This is a genomic window from Pseudomonas sp. QL9, from assembly GCF_041409665.1.
GTDB lineage: Bacteria > Pseudomonadota > Gammaproteobacteria > Pseudomonadales > Pseudomonadaceae > Pseudomonas > Pseudomonas knackmussii.
The window spans coordinates 4,542,895-4,560,501 of sequence record NZ_CP166971.1; the positions used below are offsets into that span (position 1 = coordinate 4,542,895).

The window sequence follows — 17,607 nt, forward strand, 5'->3', positions numbered from 1 at the left end:
ATTTGATGGCTGCCAAGGAAGTGACGCCCTTTCGCGACAAACTTGTGACGTGTGTCGCCAACCGCTAAGGTGGCGCGAGAACCTCCGGAAGAAGAGGTATTCATGCAACTGCATGCCTGGCTCGACGACGTTCGCTCCAATCCTTATGCCGAACAGCTCTCCCGGGGCTTTCGCCGCCTGCGCTTCGCCTCCGCCCTGGAGAGCGAGTACCGCAGCTATTTGCTGGAAGACAATTTCGAACTCAAGTGCAGCGCACTGGGGTTCGCCATGTTCGCCTGGCTAGCGCTGGCCGCCGTCGACTTCCTGCTGATTCCCGGTGCCGAACACTGGACCATGCTGGCCGTGCGCGGCGTGGTGCTTGTGCTGCTGATCGTCTGCGGCGGGCTCATCCTGCACCGGCGTTTCGTCCGCCTGATGGTGCCGCTGAGCATCGCCTGCATCCTCGCGGTGGGGATAGGGGCGGCCGCGGTGGTCGGCATCGCCCATCGGGTCGACCCCGGCTATCCCTATGAGGGACTGCTGGTGGTCAGCATGGCCGCCTACTTCCTGGTCGGGCTGCGCTTCTCCGAGGCGCTGGGCTCGGCCACGCTGATCCTGCTCGCTTACCTGGGCTGCGAGCTGTACGCCGGCCTGCCACCGACCAAGCTGCTCAACAACCTGGTGTTCCTGCTGCTCGGTAACCTGGTCGGCGCGGTGGGCTGCTACCTGCTGGAGTACAAGTCGCGCGAGCATTTCCTGGTCAGCCGCCTGATGCGGGTGATGGCCGAGCACGACCCGCTCACCGGCCTGCGCAACCGGCGCAGCTTCGATCGCCAGCTTGAACGCCTGTGGCGCCAGTCGCAGCGCGACGAGACGCCGATGGCGCTGCTGCTGTGCGACGTCGACCACTTCAAGGCATACAACGACCGCTATGGCCACCAGGCCGGTGACCAGGCGCTGCAGCGCATCGCCGGGGCCCTGCAGGACAGCGCCCGGCGGCCGCTGGACATGGCCGTTCGCCTGGGGGGAGAGGAGTTCGCCGTGCTGCTCTATGGTGCCGACGGCGACGAGGCGCGGCAGCGCGCCGAGGTGCTGCGCCAGGCGGTGCAGGGCCTGGGCATTCCCCACGAGGGTTCGAGCACGGCGGCGGAGGTGACCCTGTCCATCGGCATCTCCTGCCTGGTGCCCGGTACTTCGGTGGGCCTGCAGGCGATCTACGCGCATGCCGACCGCGCGCTCTACGAGGCCAAGGCGTTCGGCCGCAACCAGGTGGTGGCCTGACGCCTTCGGTCCCTCCAGCTGGCGCCGGCGGTGACTGCGTGGGCCGCGGGGCCGGTGCTAGCATGCGCCGCACCCCGGCAGCGAGCGCGCGAGCATGCAGCAACTCATCCAGGCCAACGGCCAGCCGCACTACGGCATCCTTGAGCAGACCCCGCAGCACATCAATTACCGCGATTTCGACTACCGCTCGCCGATGGGCCGCAAGCTCGGTGCGCTGAGCAAGTGGCGCAACTTCCACCAGTTCCAGTACTTCGGCCTGATCAGCCCGACGCTGATCGGCGGCTGCGCGCTCGCCCAGCTGAGCCTGGTGGCCATCGGTTTCGTCTACCTCTACCACCCGCAGAGCGGGCGCATGATCGAGCGCCAGTTCAAGTGTCCGCTGGGGCTGGGGACGAACTTCTCGCAGACGCCGGACGAAGGCGTCTGCGAACTGCGCCAGGGGCGCAATCTGTTGCGGTTGGAGAATGTCGGCAACCCGCTGGAGAAACGCCTGCTGGTGGAGCTGGACGACGGCATGCGGATAGATGCGCGCTTCAACGAGCAGGACCCGGTATTCAACCCCATGAGCCTGTGCACGCCGACCGCGGTGAACGGCTGGGTCTATGCGCGCAAGGTTGCCGGGGTGCGCTGCAGCGGCGAGGTGCGCAGCGCGCTGGGCGACTTCGATCTGCGAGCCATCGACGCATTCGCCCACCACGACTGGTCGGCCGGCTACATGCGCCGCGAGACCTTCTGGAACTGGGCCTGCCTGTCCGGCGAGGCGCAGGGGAGGCGGGTGGGGCTGAACCTGTCATGCGGGGTGAACGAGACGAGCTTCACCGAGAACTGCTTCTGGCTCGACGGCGAACTGCTGAAGGTCGATAGCGTGCGCTTCGAATTCGACCGTGACCGCGACATGTCGCCCTGGGCCATCCGCTCCTTCGACGGCCAGGTCGACTTGCGTTTCGAGGCCCACGGCCTGCACCGTGAGCGCCTGAATCTTGGCATTCTTGCCAGCAATTTCCGGCAGATATTCGGACGCTTCAGCGGCGAGCTGCGACCGTTCGGACAGTCTGTGCTGCCGATCGACAATCTATGGGGGTTTGTCGAGGACCAGTACGCCAAATGGTGAGGCAAAGCGTCCCTGCGACAATATGTCATTGTACGGTCTTGATTAGCCGGCTAATAATTAGCCAAATCAATTAGCCCGAAAATGCGTTGCACAATGTCCGATAAAGATAAGCACTACTTCGGTACCCAGTTGGCTCAAGCGTCCCGTGCCTGGCGCGCCGAGCTCGACCGTCGCCTCAGTCACCTGGGCCTTTCCCAGGCGCGTTGGCTGGTGCTGCTGCACCTGGCCCGCAACTCCGGTATTCCCACCCAGCGCGAACTGGCGCAGTCGGTAGGCGTCGAAGGCCCGACCCTGGCGCGCCTACTCGATGGCCTCGAAGCCCAGGGCCTGGTGCGCCGCCAGGCGGTGGCGGAGGATCGCCGGGCCAAGCGCATCTGCCTGACGCCCAAGGCCGATGTGCTTATCGCCGATATCGAAAGCATCGCCGCCAGCGTGCGCAACGACGTGCTGGCCGGGATCGACGAAGAGGACATTGCGGTCTGTCAGAAGATCCTCTCGAAGATCCTCTGCAACCTGGAAAAGAATTGAGCACTCATTCACAGTATTTCGAGTAAGCTAGCCAAATATCTGACGGCCCTTTATGGGCCGTCTTTCATTTAGGCGCAGGCCCGGCCTACCTAATTGTCGGTTTTCCGACGAGTCGTCTTGACCGCACCCGGACCAGCACCTAAATCGTGATAGCAACGGGCCGGTATCGGCGCCGCGCGCGAATAGGTAATTCGTCGCGGCAAATGGATGCAAGGAACGCCAACCGACCGCGTGCAAGTGGCATGGAAGCCAAGGAACCTGGACTGAACTGGGGTGGCGACTATGGCTCGAATCAACCGCTTGCCGCTGGCAATGGCCGTGTTCTCGGCCGTCATGGCTTCACAGGCGCAGGCGCTGGGACTGGGTGACATCACCCTGCGTTCCGCGCTGAACCAGCCCCTGGATGCCGAAATCGCACTGCTTCAGGTCGGCGACCTGACCTCCGAGGAGCTCGTCGCCCACCTGGCGAATGCCGCGACCTTCGATCGGCTTGGCGTCGACCGCCCGACCTTCCTGCAGAACCTGCGCTTCACCCCGGTGATCCGTGGCGGTCGCAGCTACATCCATGTGGTTTCCACCCAGGCGGTGCGCGAGCCCTACCTGAACTTCCTCGTCGAGGTCGAGCGCCCCAACGGCAGCCTGATGCGCGAGTACACGCTGCTGCTCGATCCGCCGGGCTACAGCGAAACGCGCAGCTACGGCAGCTATGCGGACACCCGCCCCGAGCGCGCCGACAGCTACGCGTCCAACGCCCGTCCGATTTCGCACGACGCCGCTCCGCGCAAGGCCAGCAAGCCGGCGGTTGCGGCTACTCCCGGCGACGGCCGCTACACCACGGTCAGCGGCGACTCCCTGTGGAGCATCTCCGGCCGCCTGGCGGGGCAAGGCGTGTCCCGTCACACCTACATGGCGCAGTTGCAGCAGTTGAATCCGCAGGCCTTCGTCGGTGGCAATCCCCATCGCCTGCGGATCGGCCAGACACTGGTGCTGCCCGCCAGCACGACCGCGGGCGCTGCCGGTACGCCGCCAGTCGCCAGCGCAGCCCCGGTCGCACCGAATGCCCCTGCTGCGCCGGCCGTTGCTGCAGCGACTCAGCAACAGGTCGACCAGGCGCAGAGCCAGCTGGCCAACATGAATGCCGAGCGCGACAAGCTCAACCAGCGCATGGATGACTTGCAGAAGCAGCTCAATACCCTGCAGCAGACCCTGGAAAGCCGCGACCAGCAGGTGCAATCCCTGGAAGCGCAGCTGGCTCAACGTCAGGCGGCGGCAGCGTCGGCACAGCCCGCACCGGCACCGGTTGCCCCCAAGCCAGCACCGGCAGTAGCAGCGCCGGCGCCCAGCGCCCCGCAGGATGAAGGTCTGGTCCGCTACTGGCCCTGGGCAGCCGCTCTCGGCGCCGCATTGCTGCTCGGCGTCCTCTACGGTCGCCGGCGCAAGCCGGAAGCCACCGAGCCGCCGCGCGTGCAGGCGGCTGCTGCCAGCCTGCCGCCGCAGCCACCGGTGCGGCCAGCACCGGTGGCCAAGCCGGTCAGCGCACCGGTTGCCGCTCCCGTTGCTCCTGCCGCCAGCGACGCGTCGCTGGCCAAGCTGCCGACGGCCAGCAGCGACAGCCTGGAAGGCGCGAACATCTACATCGCCTACGGCCGCTTCGGCCAGGCCCGCGACATGCTGCTCAAGGCCATCGTCGCCGAACCCGAGCGCCGCGAGCTGCGCATGAAGCTGCTGCTGGTCCTGGCCGAACTCGGCGAGGTCGGCGCCTTCCATGAACAGGAGAAGGCCCTGGTGGCCATGGGCGGCGATCAGAAGCAGATCGATCAGCTGAAGACGCGCTACCCGGCCATGCTGGAGCGCGATGAGAGCGTGGCGATCAGCGACACCCTCGGCGAATGGGAAGGGCTGGAGCTGGACGAAATCGTCGCCGAGCCGGTCCAGGAAGAGCAGCCGATGCTCGGCGACAGCGAGCTGAACCTCGGTGACCTGCCGATGGACCTCGACTGGAGTGCCCTGGACCCCTTCGAGACGCCGAAAACCGCATCGACCAAAGCCAAGGCGGCAGCCGAGCCGGTGCTGGAAGACTTCCGCAGCAACCTGCGCGAGCTGCCGGAGGTCACCGAGTTCGATCTCGACGGCGAGCACGCCGGCGCCTTCGGCCTGCCGTCACGCCCGGTCGTCAGCGGCGAGCAGGACAAGCTGCTGGCCAGCCTCGACGAGGCGCGGGCCTGCATCGATCGCGGCGACCTGGAGCAGGCCTACCGCATCCTCAAGCGCGTGCTCGAGGACGGCGACTCTCACCAACGCGAAGAAGCGCGCGAGCTGTTGGCGCGCATCGCCTGAACGCATTCCCTTTGATGTTCCCCAGCCCGGCCTAGCGCCGGGCTTTTTTTGCCAGCGTATCGGCTTTGGCAAGACCGATCAGGATCGGTACCGCGGCATCAACCGGACCGCGTGCCTGGCTGTCTTGCTTGGGGCGGCAGCCGAACAGCATGCGGCGCATGTCGGGGGCCGGTCGATCATCCCGGGCCGCTATCATAGGTCCCCCCTCCCAGTGGAAGTCCTTGTCATGAGCCAGCCCAAAGCCGAAGTCGTCATCACCTATTGCACCCAGTGCCAGTGGCTGCTGCGTGCCGCCTGGCTGGCCCAGGAGCTGCTCAGCACCTTCGCCGACGACCTCGGCCGGGTATCCCTGGAGCCGGGCACCGGCGGGGTGTTCCGCATCACCTGCGACGGCGAGCAGATCTGGGAGCGCAAGGCCGACGGCGGTTTCCCCGAGGCCAAGGTGCTCAAGCAGCGGGTGCGCGACCGCATCGATCCGCAGCGCGATCTCGGCCATAACGACCGCTCATGAGGAAATAACGTTAGCTAGCTAACTTTTATTGCCTTGCGTCAAAGCCTGATGGCGATGCTCGGAATAGCCTGTGTGCACTCCATTCTCTACAAGGGAGTGTTCCCACATGAGCATCATCGTCACCGGCGCCGCCGGCTTCATTGGCAGCAACCTGGTCAAGGCGCTCAACCTGCGTGGTGAGACCGACATCATCGCGGTGGATGACCTGACCGAGGGCGACAAATTCCGCAACCTCGCGGACTGCGAGATCACCGATTACCTGGACAAGCGCGACTTCGTCACGCGCTACGCCAGGGGCGGTTTCGGCGTGGTCCGCGCGCTGTTCCACCAGGGCGCCTGCTCCAGCACCATGGAGAGCGACGGGCGCTACATGATGGACAACAACTACCGCTACAGCTGCGACCTGCTGCAGGCCAGCCTGACGCTGGGCATCCCGTTCCTATATGCCTCATCGGCTGCGGTCTATGGTGGTGGGCGTGACTTCCGCGAAATGCGCGATCACGAGAAGCCGCTGAACGTCTACGGCTACTCCAAGTTCCTCTTCGACCAGCGCGTACGCCGCGTGCTGCCGCAGGTGCGCACCCAGGTGGTCGGCCTGCGCTACTTCAACGTCTACGGCCCGCGCGAGCAGCACAAGGGGCGCATGGCCTCGGTGGCCTACCACTGCTTCCGGCAGTTCCGCGAGCGGGGCAAGGTGCAGCTGTTCGGCGAGTACGGCGACTATCCGGCCGGCGGCCATCTGCGCGACTTCGTGTCGGTGGAGGATGTCGCCCGGGTCAACCTGCACTTCCTCGACAACCCGCACCACAGCGGCATCTTCAACCTCGGCAGTGGCCGGGCTCAGCCGTTCAACGACGTGGCGCTGGCGGTCATCAACAGCCTGCGCGCACAGCAGGACCAACAGCCGCTGAGCCTCGAACAGGCCATCGGCCAGGGCCTGCTCGAGTACGTCGAGTTTCCCGACAGCCTGCGCGGCAAGTACCAGTGCTACACCTGCGCGGACATCTCCTTCCTGCGCGAAACGGGCTTCCGCGGACCGATGCTGAACGTGGAAGAGGGCGTCGATCGCTATTGCCGCTGGCTTCTTCAAGAGGAGGCCTGAACGCCTTGTATTGCGGTTTTTACCAAGTCTTTACCAAGCGCTGACAACCAAGGCAGGGCGAACGCGCGATCATTGTCCTCACGAATGGCGGGCGCGCTGGCGCCCGTGTCTTGAGGAGTCATCGAAGATGCCGTCGCGCGCTGCGCTGAAGTCGATCTGCTGTGTGCTGGCCCTGAGTGTCTCGGCTGCTGCCATGGCGGGTCCGCCGCCAGGGTACGGTCCGCCGCCGCATTACCACGGCTGGGGACCGGGCCACGGCCACGGTCTGCCGGACTATGCGCGGTCCCTGTGGATCGGCAGCGCCCTGTATTTCGTTGCCGCCGGCACCTACTACCTGTGGAACGCCGACCGTCGTCAGTACGTGGTGGTACAGCCGCCGCCTGCCGTACAGCAGGCACCGGTAGGGGTGAGCTACGACGTGATCGCTTATCCGGCACGCGGGCAGAACCCCGATCAGCAGAGCCGCGATCGCTACGAGTGCCACACCTGGGCCGTGGGCCAGAGCGGCTTCGATCCGGCGGCATCCACCCAGGCGCCACCGCCTGCGGTCGCTGATACATACCGCCGCGCGCTGGGCGCGTGCCTGAACGGGCGCGGTTATAGCGTCAACTGATTTCCCGGCTTCACGCCGGAACCGAACAGGCCGCTTCGCAGGCTGTCGTGCGGTGAGTCCTTGGCAATCCCTCCCCAGGGCAAGGATTCGGGTTACGCACGCTGCGAGGCGGCCTTCTTTTTTGCGCGCAGTTCGTTAGCGAGCAAGCGCGCTCCTGTGTGCTTGCTGGGTCCCCGCGTTCGCGGGGATGACGCAGGAGAAAACGAATCTTAATCCCGTCACTCCCGCGAACGCGGGACGCGGCTCCATCGCGAACAGCGCTTGCGCTGGCCCGAAGGGGAATAACCCAGAAGACAGTTGCTCCTGCGAGGAGCTAGGTCGCGCTGCGCGCGCTGAGGAAGGTGGCGAAGATGATCAGCGCGCCGCCCGCGAGCATGCGCAGGCTCGGCTGCTCGCCGAACAGCATGGCGGCGAAGGCGATGCCATAGACCGGCTCCAGGGCGAAGATCACTGCCGCCGTGCGCGCCTTGATCAGCCGCAGGCTGGCGACGAACAGGCTGTGCGCCACCCCCGTGCAGAGCACGCCGAGCAGGACCAGCCACAGCCAGTCGAGGGCGCGCACCTGCGGCAGTTGGCCGATCGCGAATGGCAGCAGGCAGAAGAGGATCGTCAGGTTCTGCGCGAAGGCCGCGAAGACCGGGTCGAGCCCACGCACGCTGACGCGGTTGGCCAGCGACAGCAGGGCGAACAGCAGACCCGAGACGATCCCCCAGAGCAACCCGGCGGTGGCGCCCTGGCTGAAGTCCAGGTTCGGCGTCACCAGCACCAGGCCCAGGCAAACCAGCGCGACCACCTGATACTCGCTGCGGCGGATGCGCTCGCGGAACAGCAGCCCTTCGAGCAGCACGGTGAAGGCGGGGAAGCTGGCAAAGCCGAGGGTCGCCACGGCGACGTTGCCGACCTTCACCGCGAGGAAGAAGGTCAGCCAGTGCGCGCACAGCAGCACGCCGCTGCCGACGAGCATGGCCGCCTGGCGCGCGCTTGGCCGCGGCTGCGCGGCCATGTGCCCGGCGAAGGCTGCGCCCAGGGCGAGTACGCCGAAGAGTGCGCGGCCGAAGACGATCACCAGCGGGCCGGCGAGGATGAGTTTGCCGAAGACGCCGGTCAGGCCGAACATCAGGGCGCCAATGTGCAGGCCGAACAGGGCCGAGCGGGGCGTCAGCTGGGGAACACGCATTGCTCGTCGTGCAACCTCAGGCCAGGCGGGCGCCGTTGGGCAGCGGCTTGTCGAAGCCGGCCAGCACCACCTTGTCGTCGCTGTCGTAGACACCGGTGACCAGCACCTCGGAGCGCACCCCGGCAATCAACTTGGGTGCGAAATTGCAGACGCACAGCACCTGCCGGCCGATCAGTGCCTCGATGGCGTAGTGCGCGGTGATCTGCGCGCTGGAGGTCTTCAGCCCGAGCGGGCCGAGGTCGACCTGCAGGACGTACGCCGGCTTGCGCGCCTTTGCATTGGGTTCGGCGTGGACGATGGTGCCCACGCGCAATTCGACGCGCTCGAAATCCTGCCACTCGATGGTGTCTGCCGACATCGCTGTTCTCCTTTTCGATGGAGCGGCAGTCTAGGGCCTGGCGCGGTGCTTGTCTGTCGAGGGACTAGCGGGAATTGTCGCGCGCCTCGCGGCGGATCTGTCGCGGCGTAAGGCCGAACTCGCGGGCCAGCGCGGCGGTGAAGGCGCTCTGCGAGGCATAGCCGACCTGCGCAGCGATCTCGCCCACGGCCAGCGGCGTGTTGCAAAGCAGTTCGCGGCCCAATTGCAGGCGGCGTTGGCGCACGTAGTCCATGGGCGTTTGCCCGGTCTCGGCGAGGAAGCGGGCGTGGAAGCGCGCGGCGGACAGCCCGGCGAGCCGCGCAAGGTCCGCCACCTGCAGCGGATGCCCGGCATGCCGGTCGATGTAGCTGTCCAGGCTGGCCAACGGCAGGCGTGTCGCTGATTCGCCGACGGCTTCGGCGCGGGCCAGGCTGGCGAGCAGCAGCAGGGCGCCCTGGCGCTCGATCACCGGGTCTTGCAGGGGGCTGTTGGCGAGCCAGTGGACCAACTGGCCCTGGGCCGGATCGAGTTGCAGCGCGGCCGGGCGTTCGAGTAGCCGGCGGATGCTGTCGGCGTGCTCGCCGAGGCCGCGCAGCAGCAGGTCTTCGTCTTCCAGGTCGAACACCAGGCAATGGCTGCCGGTGGGCGCGGCGCAGGCGTGGTGCGTGCCGCGCGGCACCACCGCGAAGCGCTGGCGGGTGACGCGACTGCCGTGGCCGCCGACCTCGAATTCCAGGTCGCCGGACAGCCCGAGCACCAGCTGCGCATGGTCATGGCTGTGGGCGAGGTATTCGTGGCTGTAGTGGCGCAGGGAGAGGATCTGGCTCATCGCGGACTCCGGGGGCAGGTGGCCAGTTTAGCGCCAAGCGCGCTGTCACGGGACTGTCGCAGCGTCGTCATGATCGGGTCACCGCAGCGGCCGACAATCGGTGAAACCCCGCCGGAGCCCGCCGATGACCAGCGCCCAACGCCTGACCCCGACCAAGAAACAACGGGTGCGCACCCTGTGGATTTCCGATGTCCACCTGGGCACGCGCGATTGCCAGGCCGAGCACCTGGCGGCATTCCTCAAGCGCTATCACGCCGAGCGCGTCTACCTGGTCGGCGACATCATCGACGGCTGGAAACTGCGTGGCGGCATCTATTGGCCGCAGGCGCACACCAACGTGATCCGCCGCCTGCTGACGATGAGCAAGCGCGGCACCGAGGTGATCTACGTCACCGGCAACCACGACGAATTCCTGCGCCGCTATTCCACGCTGCTGCTGGGCAACATCCGCCTGGTCGACGAGATCGAGCACACCACCGCCGACGGCCGCCGCCTGCTGGTGATCCACGGCGACCAGTTCGACGTCATCACCCGCTACCACAAGTGGCTGGCCTTCCTCGGCGACTCCGCCTACGAGTTCACCCTGACCCTCAACCGCTGGCTGAACCACTGGCGCAGCCGCTGGGGCTACGGCTACTGGTCGCTGTCGGCGTACCTCAAGCACAAGGTCAAGAGCGCGGTGAACTTCATCAGCGACTTCGAGGAAGCCATCGCCCACGAGGTGCACAAGCGTGGCCTGAACGGTGTGGTCTGCGGCCACATCCACCATGCCGAGATCCGCCGCATCGGCGAGGTCGAGTACCTCAACTGTGGCGACTGGGTAGAGTCCTGCTCGGCGCTGATCGAGCACTGGGACGGCAGCATCCAGCTGTACCGATTGGCTGAAGAGCAGGCCCAGCTCGCCGAAGCGCCGGTCGTAGCCGAGTCGGCAGCATGAGGTTGCTGATTGTCAGCGATGCCTGGTCACCGCAGGTCAATGGCGTGGTCACCAGCTTGCGAGCGCTAGTCGCAGAACTGGAGACCATGGGGCATACCGTGGCGGTGCTGTCGCCGCAGGAATTCCGCAGCCGGCCCTGTCCGACCTACCCGGAAATCCCCCTGGCCTGGGACCTCTGGCGGGTCGGCGAGAAGATCGAAGCCTTCGCCCCGGATTGCGTGCACCTCGCCACCGAAGGTCCGCTGGGCTGGTCCGCGCGGCGCTGGTTACGGCGTCGCGGGTTGGCCTTCACCTCGGCGATCCATACACGTTTCCCCGAATACCTGCACGGCCGCTGGCCCTGGCTGCCACTGGCGCTGGGCTATGCGGTGATCCGCCGCTTCCACGCGCCGAGCTCGGCGGTGATGGTCAGCAGCGAACGCATGCGCGGTGTCTTCGCCCAGTGGGGCGTGGGTGACCTGGCGCTGTGGCGCAAGGGTGTGGACAACGGCCTGTTCAGCCCGGCCGCAGCCCCCGAAGGCGAGGCGGTATTCCTCTACGTCGGTCGCGTGGCGCCGGAGAAGAACCTGGAAGCCTTCCTCGACCTGGACCTGCCGGGTCGCAAGCGGGTGGTCGGCGACGGTCCGCAGCGCGCTGAACTCCAGGCGCGCTATCCACAGGTCGAGTTTCTCGGCTATCGCCATGGCGAAGAACTCGCCGAAGCCTATCGCGCGGCCAGCGTGCTGGTGTTCCCTTCGCGGACCGACACACTCGGCCTGGTGATGTACGAAGCCCTGGCCTGCGGCACGCCGGTGGCTGCCTTCCCGGTGCCTGGGCCGCTGGATGTGCTGGTGGAAGGCCTGACCGGCGCGATGGACCCGGACCTGGGCGAAGCCTGCCGTCGCGCGCTGACGCTGGACCGCCACGCCTGCGCGGCCTGGGCGCAGGAGCAGTCCTGGCGCTACTCGGCGCAGCAGTTCCTGGCCCTGCAGCGGCCGCTGGTCGAGGCTCCGCTGGGGGGCGAAGCCTCGGTCCTTGCGGACTAGCCGAACAGTTCGCGTTCTCCGGACAAGCTCTGGTCGACCAGCCACTTGCCGTGGGCGATGGACGCGTGCTGCGCGGCATTCAGGTCGGCCATGTAGGCCATCTGCGTAGGTAGGGTCTGGCGGCGGCTGATGCGGCCGTCCGGGGCGATGATCTGGCAACCGCCGGCCCAGGGCGTGGGCAGCCCCGGATGCTCGAAGACGCGGGCGATGACGGTGTAGTCGCGATGGGTGCATTGCAGGCTTTGCATGGGGTGGACCTCGCATCGAAGCCGAAGCCGCACCGCCTGGCGCCGCTCCGGCAGGAGTGTCCCGCGGTTTGGCGGGGCCTGTGCTTTCGCGCCCCACCACCTTAGAACAGCGAGTCGCATGCACAAGGGAAGGGCGACGAAGGGTTCGCCGCTTTCCTTCCGCCAGCGCTCGCGCCAGACTGTCGCGCATGCCTATCCATCGCCTTTCCCGCCTCAGCGATCTCGACGCCGGCCAGTGGGACGCCCTGCTGCCCGACGCCCAGCCGTTCCTGCGCCACGCCTTCCTTTCCAGCCTGGAGGACAGCCGCAGCGTCGGCGCGCGCACCGGCTGGCGCCCGGCGCATCACCTGCTGCACGGCGATGACGGTCGCCTGCTCGCAGCGGTGCCGGCCTACGTGAAGGCGCACTCCTATGGCGAGTACGTATTCGATTGGGGCTGGGCCGAGGCCTGCGAGCGCGCCGGCATCCGCTACTACCCGAAACTGCTGGTGGGCATTCCGTTCTCGCCGGTAGGCGGTGCGCGCCTGCTCGGCGAGGAAGGTGCGCTGGCAGAGCTGCTCGGCGTGCTTGGCGAAGGTGTCGAAGAGGGCATCTGGTCGGGTATCCACGTGAACTTCACCGATTCCCGCGCCGATGCCCTGATCGCCGCGCAGGACGGCTGGCTGGAGCGCCTGGGCTGCCAGTACCACTGGTTCAATCGCGGCTACCGGGATTTCCAGGACTTCCTCGACGCCCTGGCTTCGCGCAAGCGCAAGCAACTGCGCAAGGAGCGCGAGCAGGTCGCGGGGCAGGGCATGGACTTCCGCTGGATGGAAGGCGCCGAGCTGAGCGAGGCGGACTGGGACTTCGTCTACGCCTGCTACGCCAGCACCTACGAAGTGCGCGGGCAGGCGCCTTACCTGACGCGGACGTTCTTCAGCCTGCTGGCCGAGCGCATGCCCGAAGCGATCCGCGTGGTGTTCGCGCGGCGCAACGGGCGGCCGGTGGCCATGGCATTCAGCCTGGTCGACGGCGAGACACTGTATGGACGCTACTGGGGCTGCCTGGCGGACTTCGACCGCCTGCATTTCGAGACGTGTTTCTACCAGGGCCTGGAATACGCCATGGCTGCCGGATTGCGGCGCTTCGATGCGGGCGCGCAGGGCGAGCACAAGCTGATCCGCGGCTTCGAACCGGTGATCACGCGATCCTGGCACCGCCTCGGCCACCCGGGCTTGCGCGTGGCGGTCAGTGACTTCCTCGCCCAAGAGCGGGCGGGGATTCGCGCCTACGCCGAAGAGGCGAGGGCGGCGTTGCCGTACAGGCAGGTTCCTTAGGCGGGTAGAAGGATCGGTCCCCGGCCGCTACAACTGGCTCGCGGGTGGCCAAACGGCCAGGGACCGATGCGCGGTCGGGGCTCAGGCGTGGCTCGCCTTGCCGCCCCATTCGAGGAAGCGCACGCGGTGCGGCGCGCCATCGTGATCCAGGTATACGAGGTAGGCGGGCACCATGCCGACCTTCTCGGAGTTGTCGGTGCGGTGCAGGACCTTGTCGATGTCTAGCTGCATGCCGTAGTGGTACTCCTCGGTCGGAATCTCCCGCCCCGGCTCCTTCACCACGTCCTGTGCGAAGGCCATGGGAGCGAGGCTGGTAATCAACGCCGATACGACAGATGCAATCTTCATTCTGGATGTCCTCATAGCGAAGTGGGGTAGCCCCGCCTGGAGCGCTGGCATCAATGTCTGTCGTCGGGTCCGGGGTCGGACAGGGGGCGATGCTTCAGGCTTCCACGGCTCAGCGGGGCGTGGGACAGATATGACCATCCTTTGCCCGGCGGCAGAAATTGATGTGCTTGCTAATGAAGATCGATGGGCGTGATGTGGCGGTTTGTCGCAGGTCGGCCACCTTTCCACCTGTAGGAGCAACTGTCTTTCACTCGGCACCTGTTCTCCAGCAGGTGCCGTCTCTGACCATGGCATTCAACCGTACGATGAGTACGCGCATGCAGGCCACCAGAGCGACCTTCGCGCAGCGCCCGTTCTCGCGCAGGCAGTGGTAACGCTGGGAGAAGTCGTTCTGGTAGCGAATGACCGACCAGGTCGCCATGTACAGGATGCGCCGCATCATGCCGCGCCCGCCGCGGATACGACGCTGGCCTGACTTCTGGCCGCTGTCGCTGTTGTAGGGCGCGAGTCCCACCAGAGCGGCGATCTGGCGCCGATTCAGTTGCCCCAGCTCCGGCAAATACGCCAGCAACCCAGCAACAGTGACAGGGCCGATGCCCTTGACCTGAGCAAGCTGCTGGGCCTGCTCGGAGTCCACGGCAGCCATGGCCTTGGCAATTTCCCGGTCATAGCGGCGAATCATGTCTTTCAAGGCCTTGATGGCATCCTCCAGGCATTTCCGCACAAATGCGTCCCTGGCCTGAGGCAAACGACGACGCTCGTCATCACGCTGGCTGACCAGCTGTTCCCGGCGCTGTACCAGCTCGCGTAGCCGATCGCGCTCTGGTGAAGGGACAGTGCTAGGGGCCTCCTCCAGCGTCTGGGCCAGGTGTGCCAGCACGGCCGCATCGATGGGGTCGGTCTTGGCCTGCTTGCCCATGGCGGTGGCAAACGCCCGCACCCGCACGGGGTTCAGCCGCGAGATGGCGTGGTTGGCCCGGGACAAGGCGAACATGACCGGAGTCTCATAGCCGCCAGTAGCCTCCAGTACGATCCGAGCAGGCTTGTCTTCGGCGAGCAGCGCTATGAGTTGCTGATGCCCCGCCTCATCATTGGAGACGCTGAAGCTCTTGCCCTGCGGCCGAAGCCATACGGCCAGCGAGTCCTTGGCCACATCGATACCTACCCAACACGTCATGATCAAACCCTCGTAAAATCCATGGCGAGAGCACTCTGACTGCCCACGCTTGTGGTTCGAGGTTTGACTCGTTCAACTGTTCGGGCTTGGTCAGAGGACGGCGGGAGGCAGCTTGGGCTCCTACCCGTGCTCGAACACCGCGGACCTGCAGCTTGCCTCCCGCCGCTCTCACCTTCGATCTTATCGATGTCTGCAGACACAAGCGGGCCATGCCCGCGATTCGCGCGCATGGCGCGCTCCTACAAGGGACGCCTACTGTTCAATCCACCCCGACGAACCCGCCCGTCTGGTGCCGCCACAGGCGGGCGTAGAGGCCGCCGTGTTCGAGCAGCTCGGCGTGGCTGCCACTCTCGACGATGCGGCCGTGCTCCAGCACTACCAGGCGGTCCATGCGGGCGATGGTAGAGAGGCGGTGGGCGATGGCGATTACCGTCTTGCCACGCATCAGGGTTTCCAGGCTTTCCTGGATTGCCGCTTCCACTTCCGAGTCGAGCGCCGAGGTGGCTTCGTCGAGGATCAGGAGGGGTGCGTCCTTGAGCAGCACGCGGGCGATGGCGATGCGCTGGCGCTGGCCGCCGGAGAGTTTCACGCCGCGTTCGCCGACGTGCGCGTCGAGGCCGGTGCGGCCCTGGGCGTCGTACAGCTGCGGGATGAATTCGTCGGCGCGGGCCTTGCGGATCGCTTCCTGCAGTTCCTCCGCGCTGGCGCCGGGGCGGCCGTAGAGCAGGTTGTCGCGGATCGAGCGGTGCAGCAGCGAGGTGTCCTGGGTGACCATGCCGATCTGCGCGCGCAGGCTTTCCTGGGTCACGCTGGCGATGTCCTGGCCGTCGATGCGGATGCAGCCGCCTTCGAGGTCGTAGAGGCGCAGCAGCAGGTTGACCAGGGTCGACTTGCCGGCGCCGGACGGGCCGACCAGGCCGATCTTCTCGCCCGGGCGCACTACCAGGTCGAGGCCCTGGATCAGGCCGTTGCCCTTGCCGTAGCTGAAGTCGACGTGCTCGAAATTCACTTCGCCGTGGGGCACCTGCAGCGGCTGCGCACCAGGCTTGTCCACCACCTGGCGAGGGATGGAGATGGTCTGCATGCCGTCCTGCACCTGGCCGACGTTCTCGAAGATGCCGCCGACCACCCACATGATCCAGCCGGACATGTTGTTGATGCGGATCACCAGGCTGGTGGCGAGGGCGATGGCGCCGACGCTGATCAGTCCCTGGCTCCACAGCCACAGCGCGAGGCCCGTGGTGCCCGCGATGAGCAGGCCGTTCATGAAGGTGATGCTGACGTCCATCGACGTCACCACGCGGCCGGCGCCCTGGGCCTTGCGGGTCTGGTCGTCGATCGCCTCGCGGGCGTAGTCCTCTTCCTGGCGTGTGTGGGCGAACAGCTTGAGGGTGGTGATGTTGGTGTAGCCGTCGACGATGCGCCCCATGAGCTTCGAGCGCGAGTCGGAGGCGGCCACCGAGCGGCGCTTCACCTGCGGCACGAAGTAGGCGAGGGCGCCGATGTAGCCGATCACCCAGATCGTCAGCGGAATCATCAGCCGCCAGTCGGCCTCGGCGAACAGCACCAGCGCGCTGATCGTGTAGATCGCCACGTGCCAGAGCGCGTCCACCACCTGCACCGCCGAGTCGCGCAGGGAGTTGCCGGTCTGCATGATGCGCTGGGCGATGCGCCCGGCGAAGTCGTTCTGGAAGAAGCCCAGGCTTTGCTTGAGCACGTAGCGGTGGTTCTGCCAGCGGATCAGGTTGGTCATGCTGGGGTTGATGCTCTGGTGCACCAGCATGTCGTGCAGGGCGTTGAACAGCGGGCGCAGGATCAGCGCCACCACGGCCATCCACAGCAGTTCCTTGCCGTGCAGGCTGAAGAACTCGGCGGGCTTGGTGTTCTGCGCCAGATCGACGATGCGCCCCAGGTAGCTGAACAGCGCCACTTCGATCAGCGCGACTATCAGGCCGACCACCAGCAGCACCGAGAAGATCGGCCAGACCTGGCGCAGGTAGAAGATGTAGAAGCGCACCACCTCGGCCGGCGGCATGTGTTCGGGGGCGCTGCGGAAGGGGTCGATGAGCTTTTCGAAACGGCGGTAAAGCATGATGTCTCTCGTGTGTCGCGGGTCCGTCCTGGACCCGCAGGTTCAGCCTCCGTCAGGCGGGCGTAGCGGTGAGGCTTACAGGCGCTTGGCGGAGAGGATGACCACCGGCTCGCTGGGTACGTTCTGGTACATGCCCTTGTTGGTGGTAGGGACCTTGGCGATCTGGTCGACCACGCCCATGCCGCGTACCACCTTGCCGAATACGGCGTAACCGAAGTCGCGCTGGCCGTGGTCGAGGAAGTCGTTGCCGGTCAGGTTGATGAAGAACTGGCTGGTGGCCGAGTCGACCTCGCTGGTGCGGGCCATGGCCAGGGTGCCGCGCTCGTTGACCAGGCCGTTGTCGGCCTCGTTCTTGATCGGCGCTGCAGTGTCCTTCTCCTGCATGTTCTCGGTGAAGCCGCCGCCCTGGACCATGAAGCCCGGGATTACGCGGTGGAAGATGGTGCCGTTGTAGAAGCCCTTGTCCACATAGGCGAGGAAGTTGTTCACGCTGATCGGCGCCTTGGCTGCGTCGAGCTCGACTTCGATTTCGCCCAGGGTGGTGGACAGCAGCACGTGCGGCTTCGTCGCGTCCGCGGCGAGCGCCGAGGTGGCCAGGACGAGGGAGCAGGCGGCAAGCAGCAAGCGTTTGAACAGGG

The 17,607-nt window shown here is 66.3% G+C and carries 19 protein-coding genes; 10 read left to right on the top strand and 9 right to left on the bottom strand.

Features of this window, described 5'->3' with window-relative positions; translation table 11 throughout:
• Positions 1-102: 102 nt before the first annotated feature.
• The 4 genes from ACA097_RS21205 (at position 103) to ACA097_RS21220 (ending at position 5,236) form a co-directional block, all read left to right on the top strand.
• A complete protein-coding gene (locus ACA097_RS21205) occupies positions 103-1,260 on the top strand; it encodes a diguanylate cyclase (protein ID WP_043253892.1) in 1,158 nt (385 codons plus the stop codon).
• A gap of 94 nt (positions 1,261-1,354) precedes the next feature.
• On the top strand, positions 1,355-2,371 hold the full coding sequence (locus ACA097_RS21210) for a DUF2804 domain-containing protein (protein WP_371365805.1): 1,017 nt from the start codon (positions 1,355-1,357) through the stop codon (positions 2,369-2,371).
• A 93-nt stretch (positions 2,372-2,464) separates the two neighbouring features.
• Positions 2,465-2,899, top strand: a complete 435-nt coding sequence (gene slyA / locus ACA097_RS21215; protein WP_043253887.1) for a transcriptional regulator SlyA — start codon at positions 2,465-2,467, stop codon at positions 2,897-2,899.
• A gap of 282 nt (positions 2,900-3,181) precedes the next feature.
• A complete protein-coding gene (locus ACA097_RS21220) occupies positions 3,182-5,236 on the top strand; it encodes a FimV/HubP family polar landmark protein (protein WP_371365807.1) in 2,055 nt (684 codons plus the stop codon).
• Between the two features lie 31 nt (positions 5,237-5,267).
• On the opposite strand, the gene ACA097_RS21225 is transcribed toward ACA097_RS21220, so the two are convergent.
• A complete protein-coding gene (locus ACA097_RS21225) occupies positions 5,268-5,396 on the bottom strand; it encodes a hypothetical protein (RefSeq protein ID WP_277914509.1) in 129 nt (42 codons plus the stop codon).
• A 66-nt stretch (positions 5,397-5,462) separates the two neighbouring features.
• Here ACA097_RS21225 and ACA097_RS21230 point away from each other — a divergent pair, with 66 nt between their 5' ends.
• The 3 genes from ACA097_RS21230 (at position 5,463) to ACA097_RS21240 (ending at position 7,462) form a co-directional block, all read left to right on the top strand.
• Entirely contained in the window at positions 5,463-5,747 is a 285-nt protein-coding gene (locus ACA097_RS21230) for a SelT/SelW/SelH family protein (RefSeq protein ID WP_043253885.1), read from the top strand.
• Positions 5,748-5,853: 106 nt separating this feature from the next.
• Positions 5,854-6,849 carry an ADP-glyceromanno-heptose 6-epimerase gene (gene rfaD, locus ACA097_RS21235; RefSeq protein ID WP_043253883.1) on the top strand — a complete coding sequence of 332 codons (996 nt, stop codon included), beginning with the start codon at positions 5,854-5,856 and terminating at the stop codon, positions 6,847-6,849.
• A gap of 127 nt (positions 6,850-6,976) precedes the next feature.
• Entirely contained in the window at positions 6,977-7,462 is a 486-nt protein-coding gene (locus ACA097_RS21240; protein ID WP_043253881.1) for a hypothetical protein, read from the top strand.
• A 313-nt stretch (positions 7,463-7,775) separates the two neighbouring features.
• On the opposite strand, the gene ACA097_RS21245 is transcribed toward ACA097_RS21240, so the two are convergent.
• The 3 genes from ACA097_RS21245 to ACA097_RS21255 all read right to left on the bottom strand — a co-directional run bounded on the left by ACA097_RS21245 (position 7,776) and on the right by ACA097_RS21255 (position 9,826).
• Positions 7,776-8,624 (bottom strand): DMT family transporter, encoded by an 849-nt coding sequence (locus ACA097_RS21245; protein ID WP_160288977.1) that lies wholly within the window; start codon positions 8,622-8,624, stop codon positions 7,776-7,778.
• Between the two features lie 31 nt (positions 8,625-8,655).
• Entirely contained in the window at positions 8,656-8,997 is a 342-nt protein-coding gene (locus ACA097_RS21250) for a tRNA-binding protein (protein ID WP_371365810.1), read from the bottom strand.
• 64 nt (positions 8,998-9,061) lie between these two features.
• Positions 9,062-9,826 carry an AraC family transcriptional regulator gene (locus tag ACA097_RS21255; RefSeq protein WP_043253878.1) on the bottom strand — a complete coding sequence of 255 codons (765 nt, stop codon included), beginning with the start codon at positions 9,824-9,826 and terminating at the stop codon, positions 9,062-9,064.
• Between the two features lie 124 nt (positions 9,827-9,950).
• On the opposite strand from ACA097_RS21255, the gene ACA097_RS21260 reads away from it, so the two are divergent.
• A complete protein-coding gene (locus tag ACA097_RS21260; protein WP_043253876.1) occupies positions 9,951-10,763 on the top strand; it encodes a UDP-2,3-diacylglucosamine diphosphatase in 813 nt (270 codons plus the stop codon).
• Positions 10,760-11,788 carry a glycosyltransferase family 4 protein gene (locus ACA097_RS21265; protein ID WP_371365812.1) on the top strand — a complete coding sequence of 343 codons (1,029 nt, stop codon included), beginning with the start codon at positions 10,760-10,762 and terminating at the stop codon, positions 11,786-11,788. Before ACA097_RS21260 ends, ACA097_RS21265 begins: the two co-directional genes overlap by 4 nt.
• Here ACA097_RS21265 and ACA097_RS21270 read toward each other — a convergent pair.
• The gene (locus ACA097_RS21270) at positions 11,785-12,036 is read right to left on the bottom strand and encodes a hypothetical protein (protein WP_371365814.1); all 252 of its coding nucleotides are present in this window, start codon (positions 12,034-12,036) and stop codon (positions 11,785-11,787) included. The genes ACA097_RS21265 and ACA097_RS21270 overlap by 4 nt on opposite strands.
• Positions 12,037-12,224: 188 nt before the next feature.
• Here ACA097_RS21270 and ACA097_RS21275 point away from each other — a divergent pair, with 188 nt between their 5' ends.
• Positions 12,225-13,352, top strand: a complete 1,128-nt coding sequence (locus ACA097_RS21275; protein ID WP_160287896.1) for a GNAT family N-acetyltransferase — start codon at positions 12,225-12,227, stop codon at positions 13,350-13,352.
• A gap of 81 nt (positions 13,353-13,433) precedes the next feature.
• On the opposite strand, the gene ACA097_RS21280 is transcribed toward ACA097_RS21275, so the two are convergent.
• The 4 genes from ACA097_RS21280 to ACA097_RS21295 form a co-directional block, all read right to left on the bottom strand.
• A complete protein-coding gene (locus tag ACA097_RS21280; RefSeq protein WP_043253868.1) occupies positions 13,434-13,700 on the bottom strand; it encodes a DUF2790 domain-containing protein in 267 nt (88 codons plus the stop codon).
• A 247-nt stretch (positions 13,701-13,947) separates the two neighbouring features.
• Positions 13,948-14,877, bottom strand: a complete 930-nt coding sequence (locus ACA097_RS21285; RefSeq protein ID WP_371365817.1) for an IS110 family transposase — start codon at positions 14,875-14,877, stop codon at positions 13,948-13,950.
• A gap of 259 nt (positions 14,878-15,136) precedes the next feature.
• Positions 15,137-16,969, bottom strand: a complete 1,833-nt coding sequence (locus tag ACA097_RS21290; protein WP_043253864.1) for an ABC transporter ATP-binding protein — start codon at positions 16,967-16,969, stop codon at positions 15,137-15,139.
• A gap of 75 nt (positions 16,970-17,044) precedes the next feature.
• Complete coding sequence (locus tag ACA097_RS21295; protein ID WP_156958144.1) at positions 17,045-17,605, bottom strand: peptidylprolyl isomerase; 561 nt, start codon at positions 17,603-17,605, stop codon at positions 17,045-17,047.
• Positions 17,606-17,607: the final 2 nt, after the last annotated feature.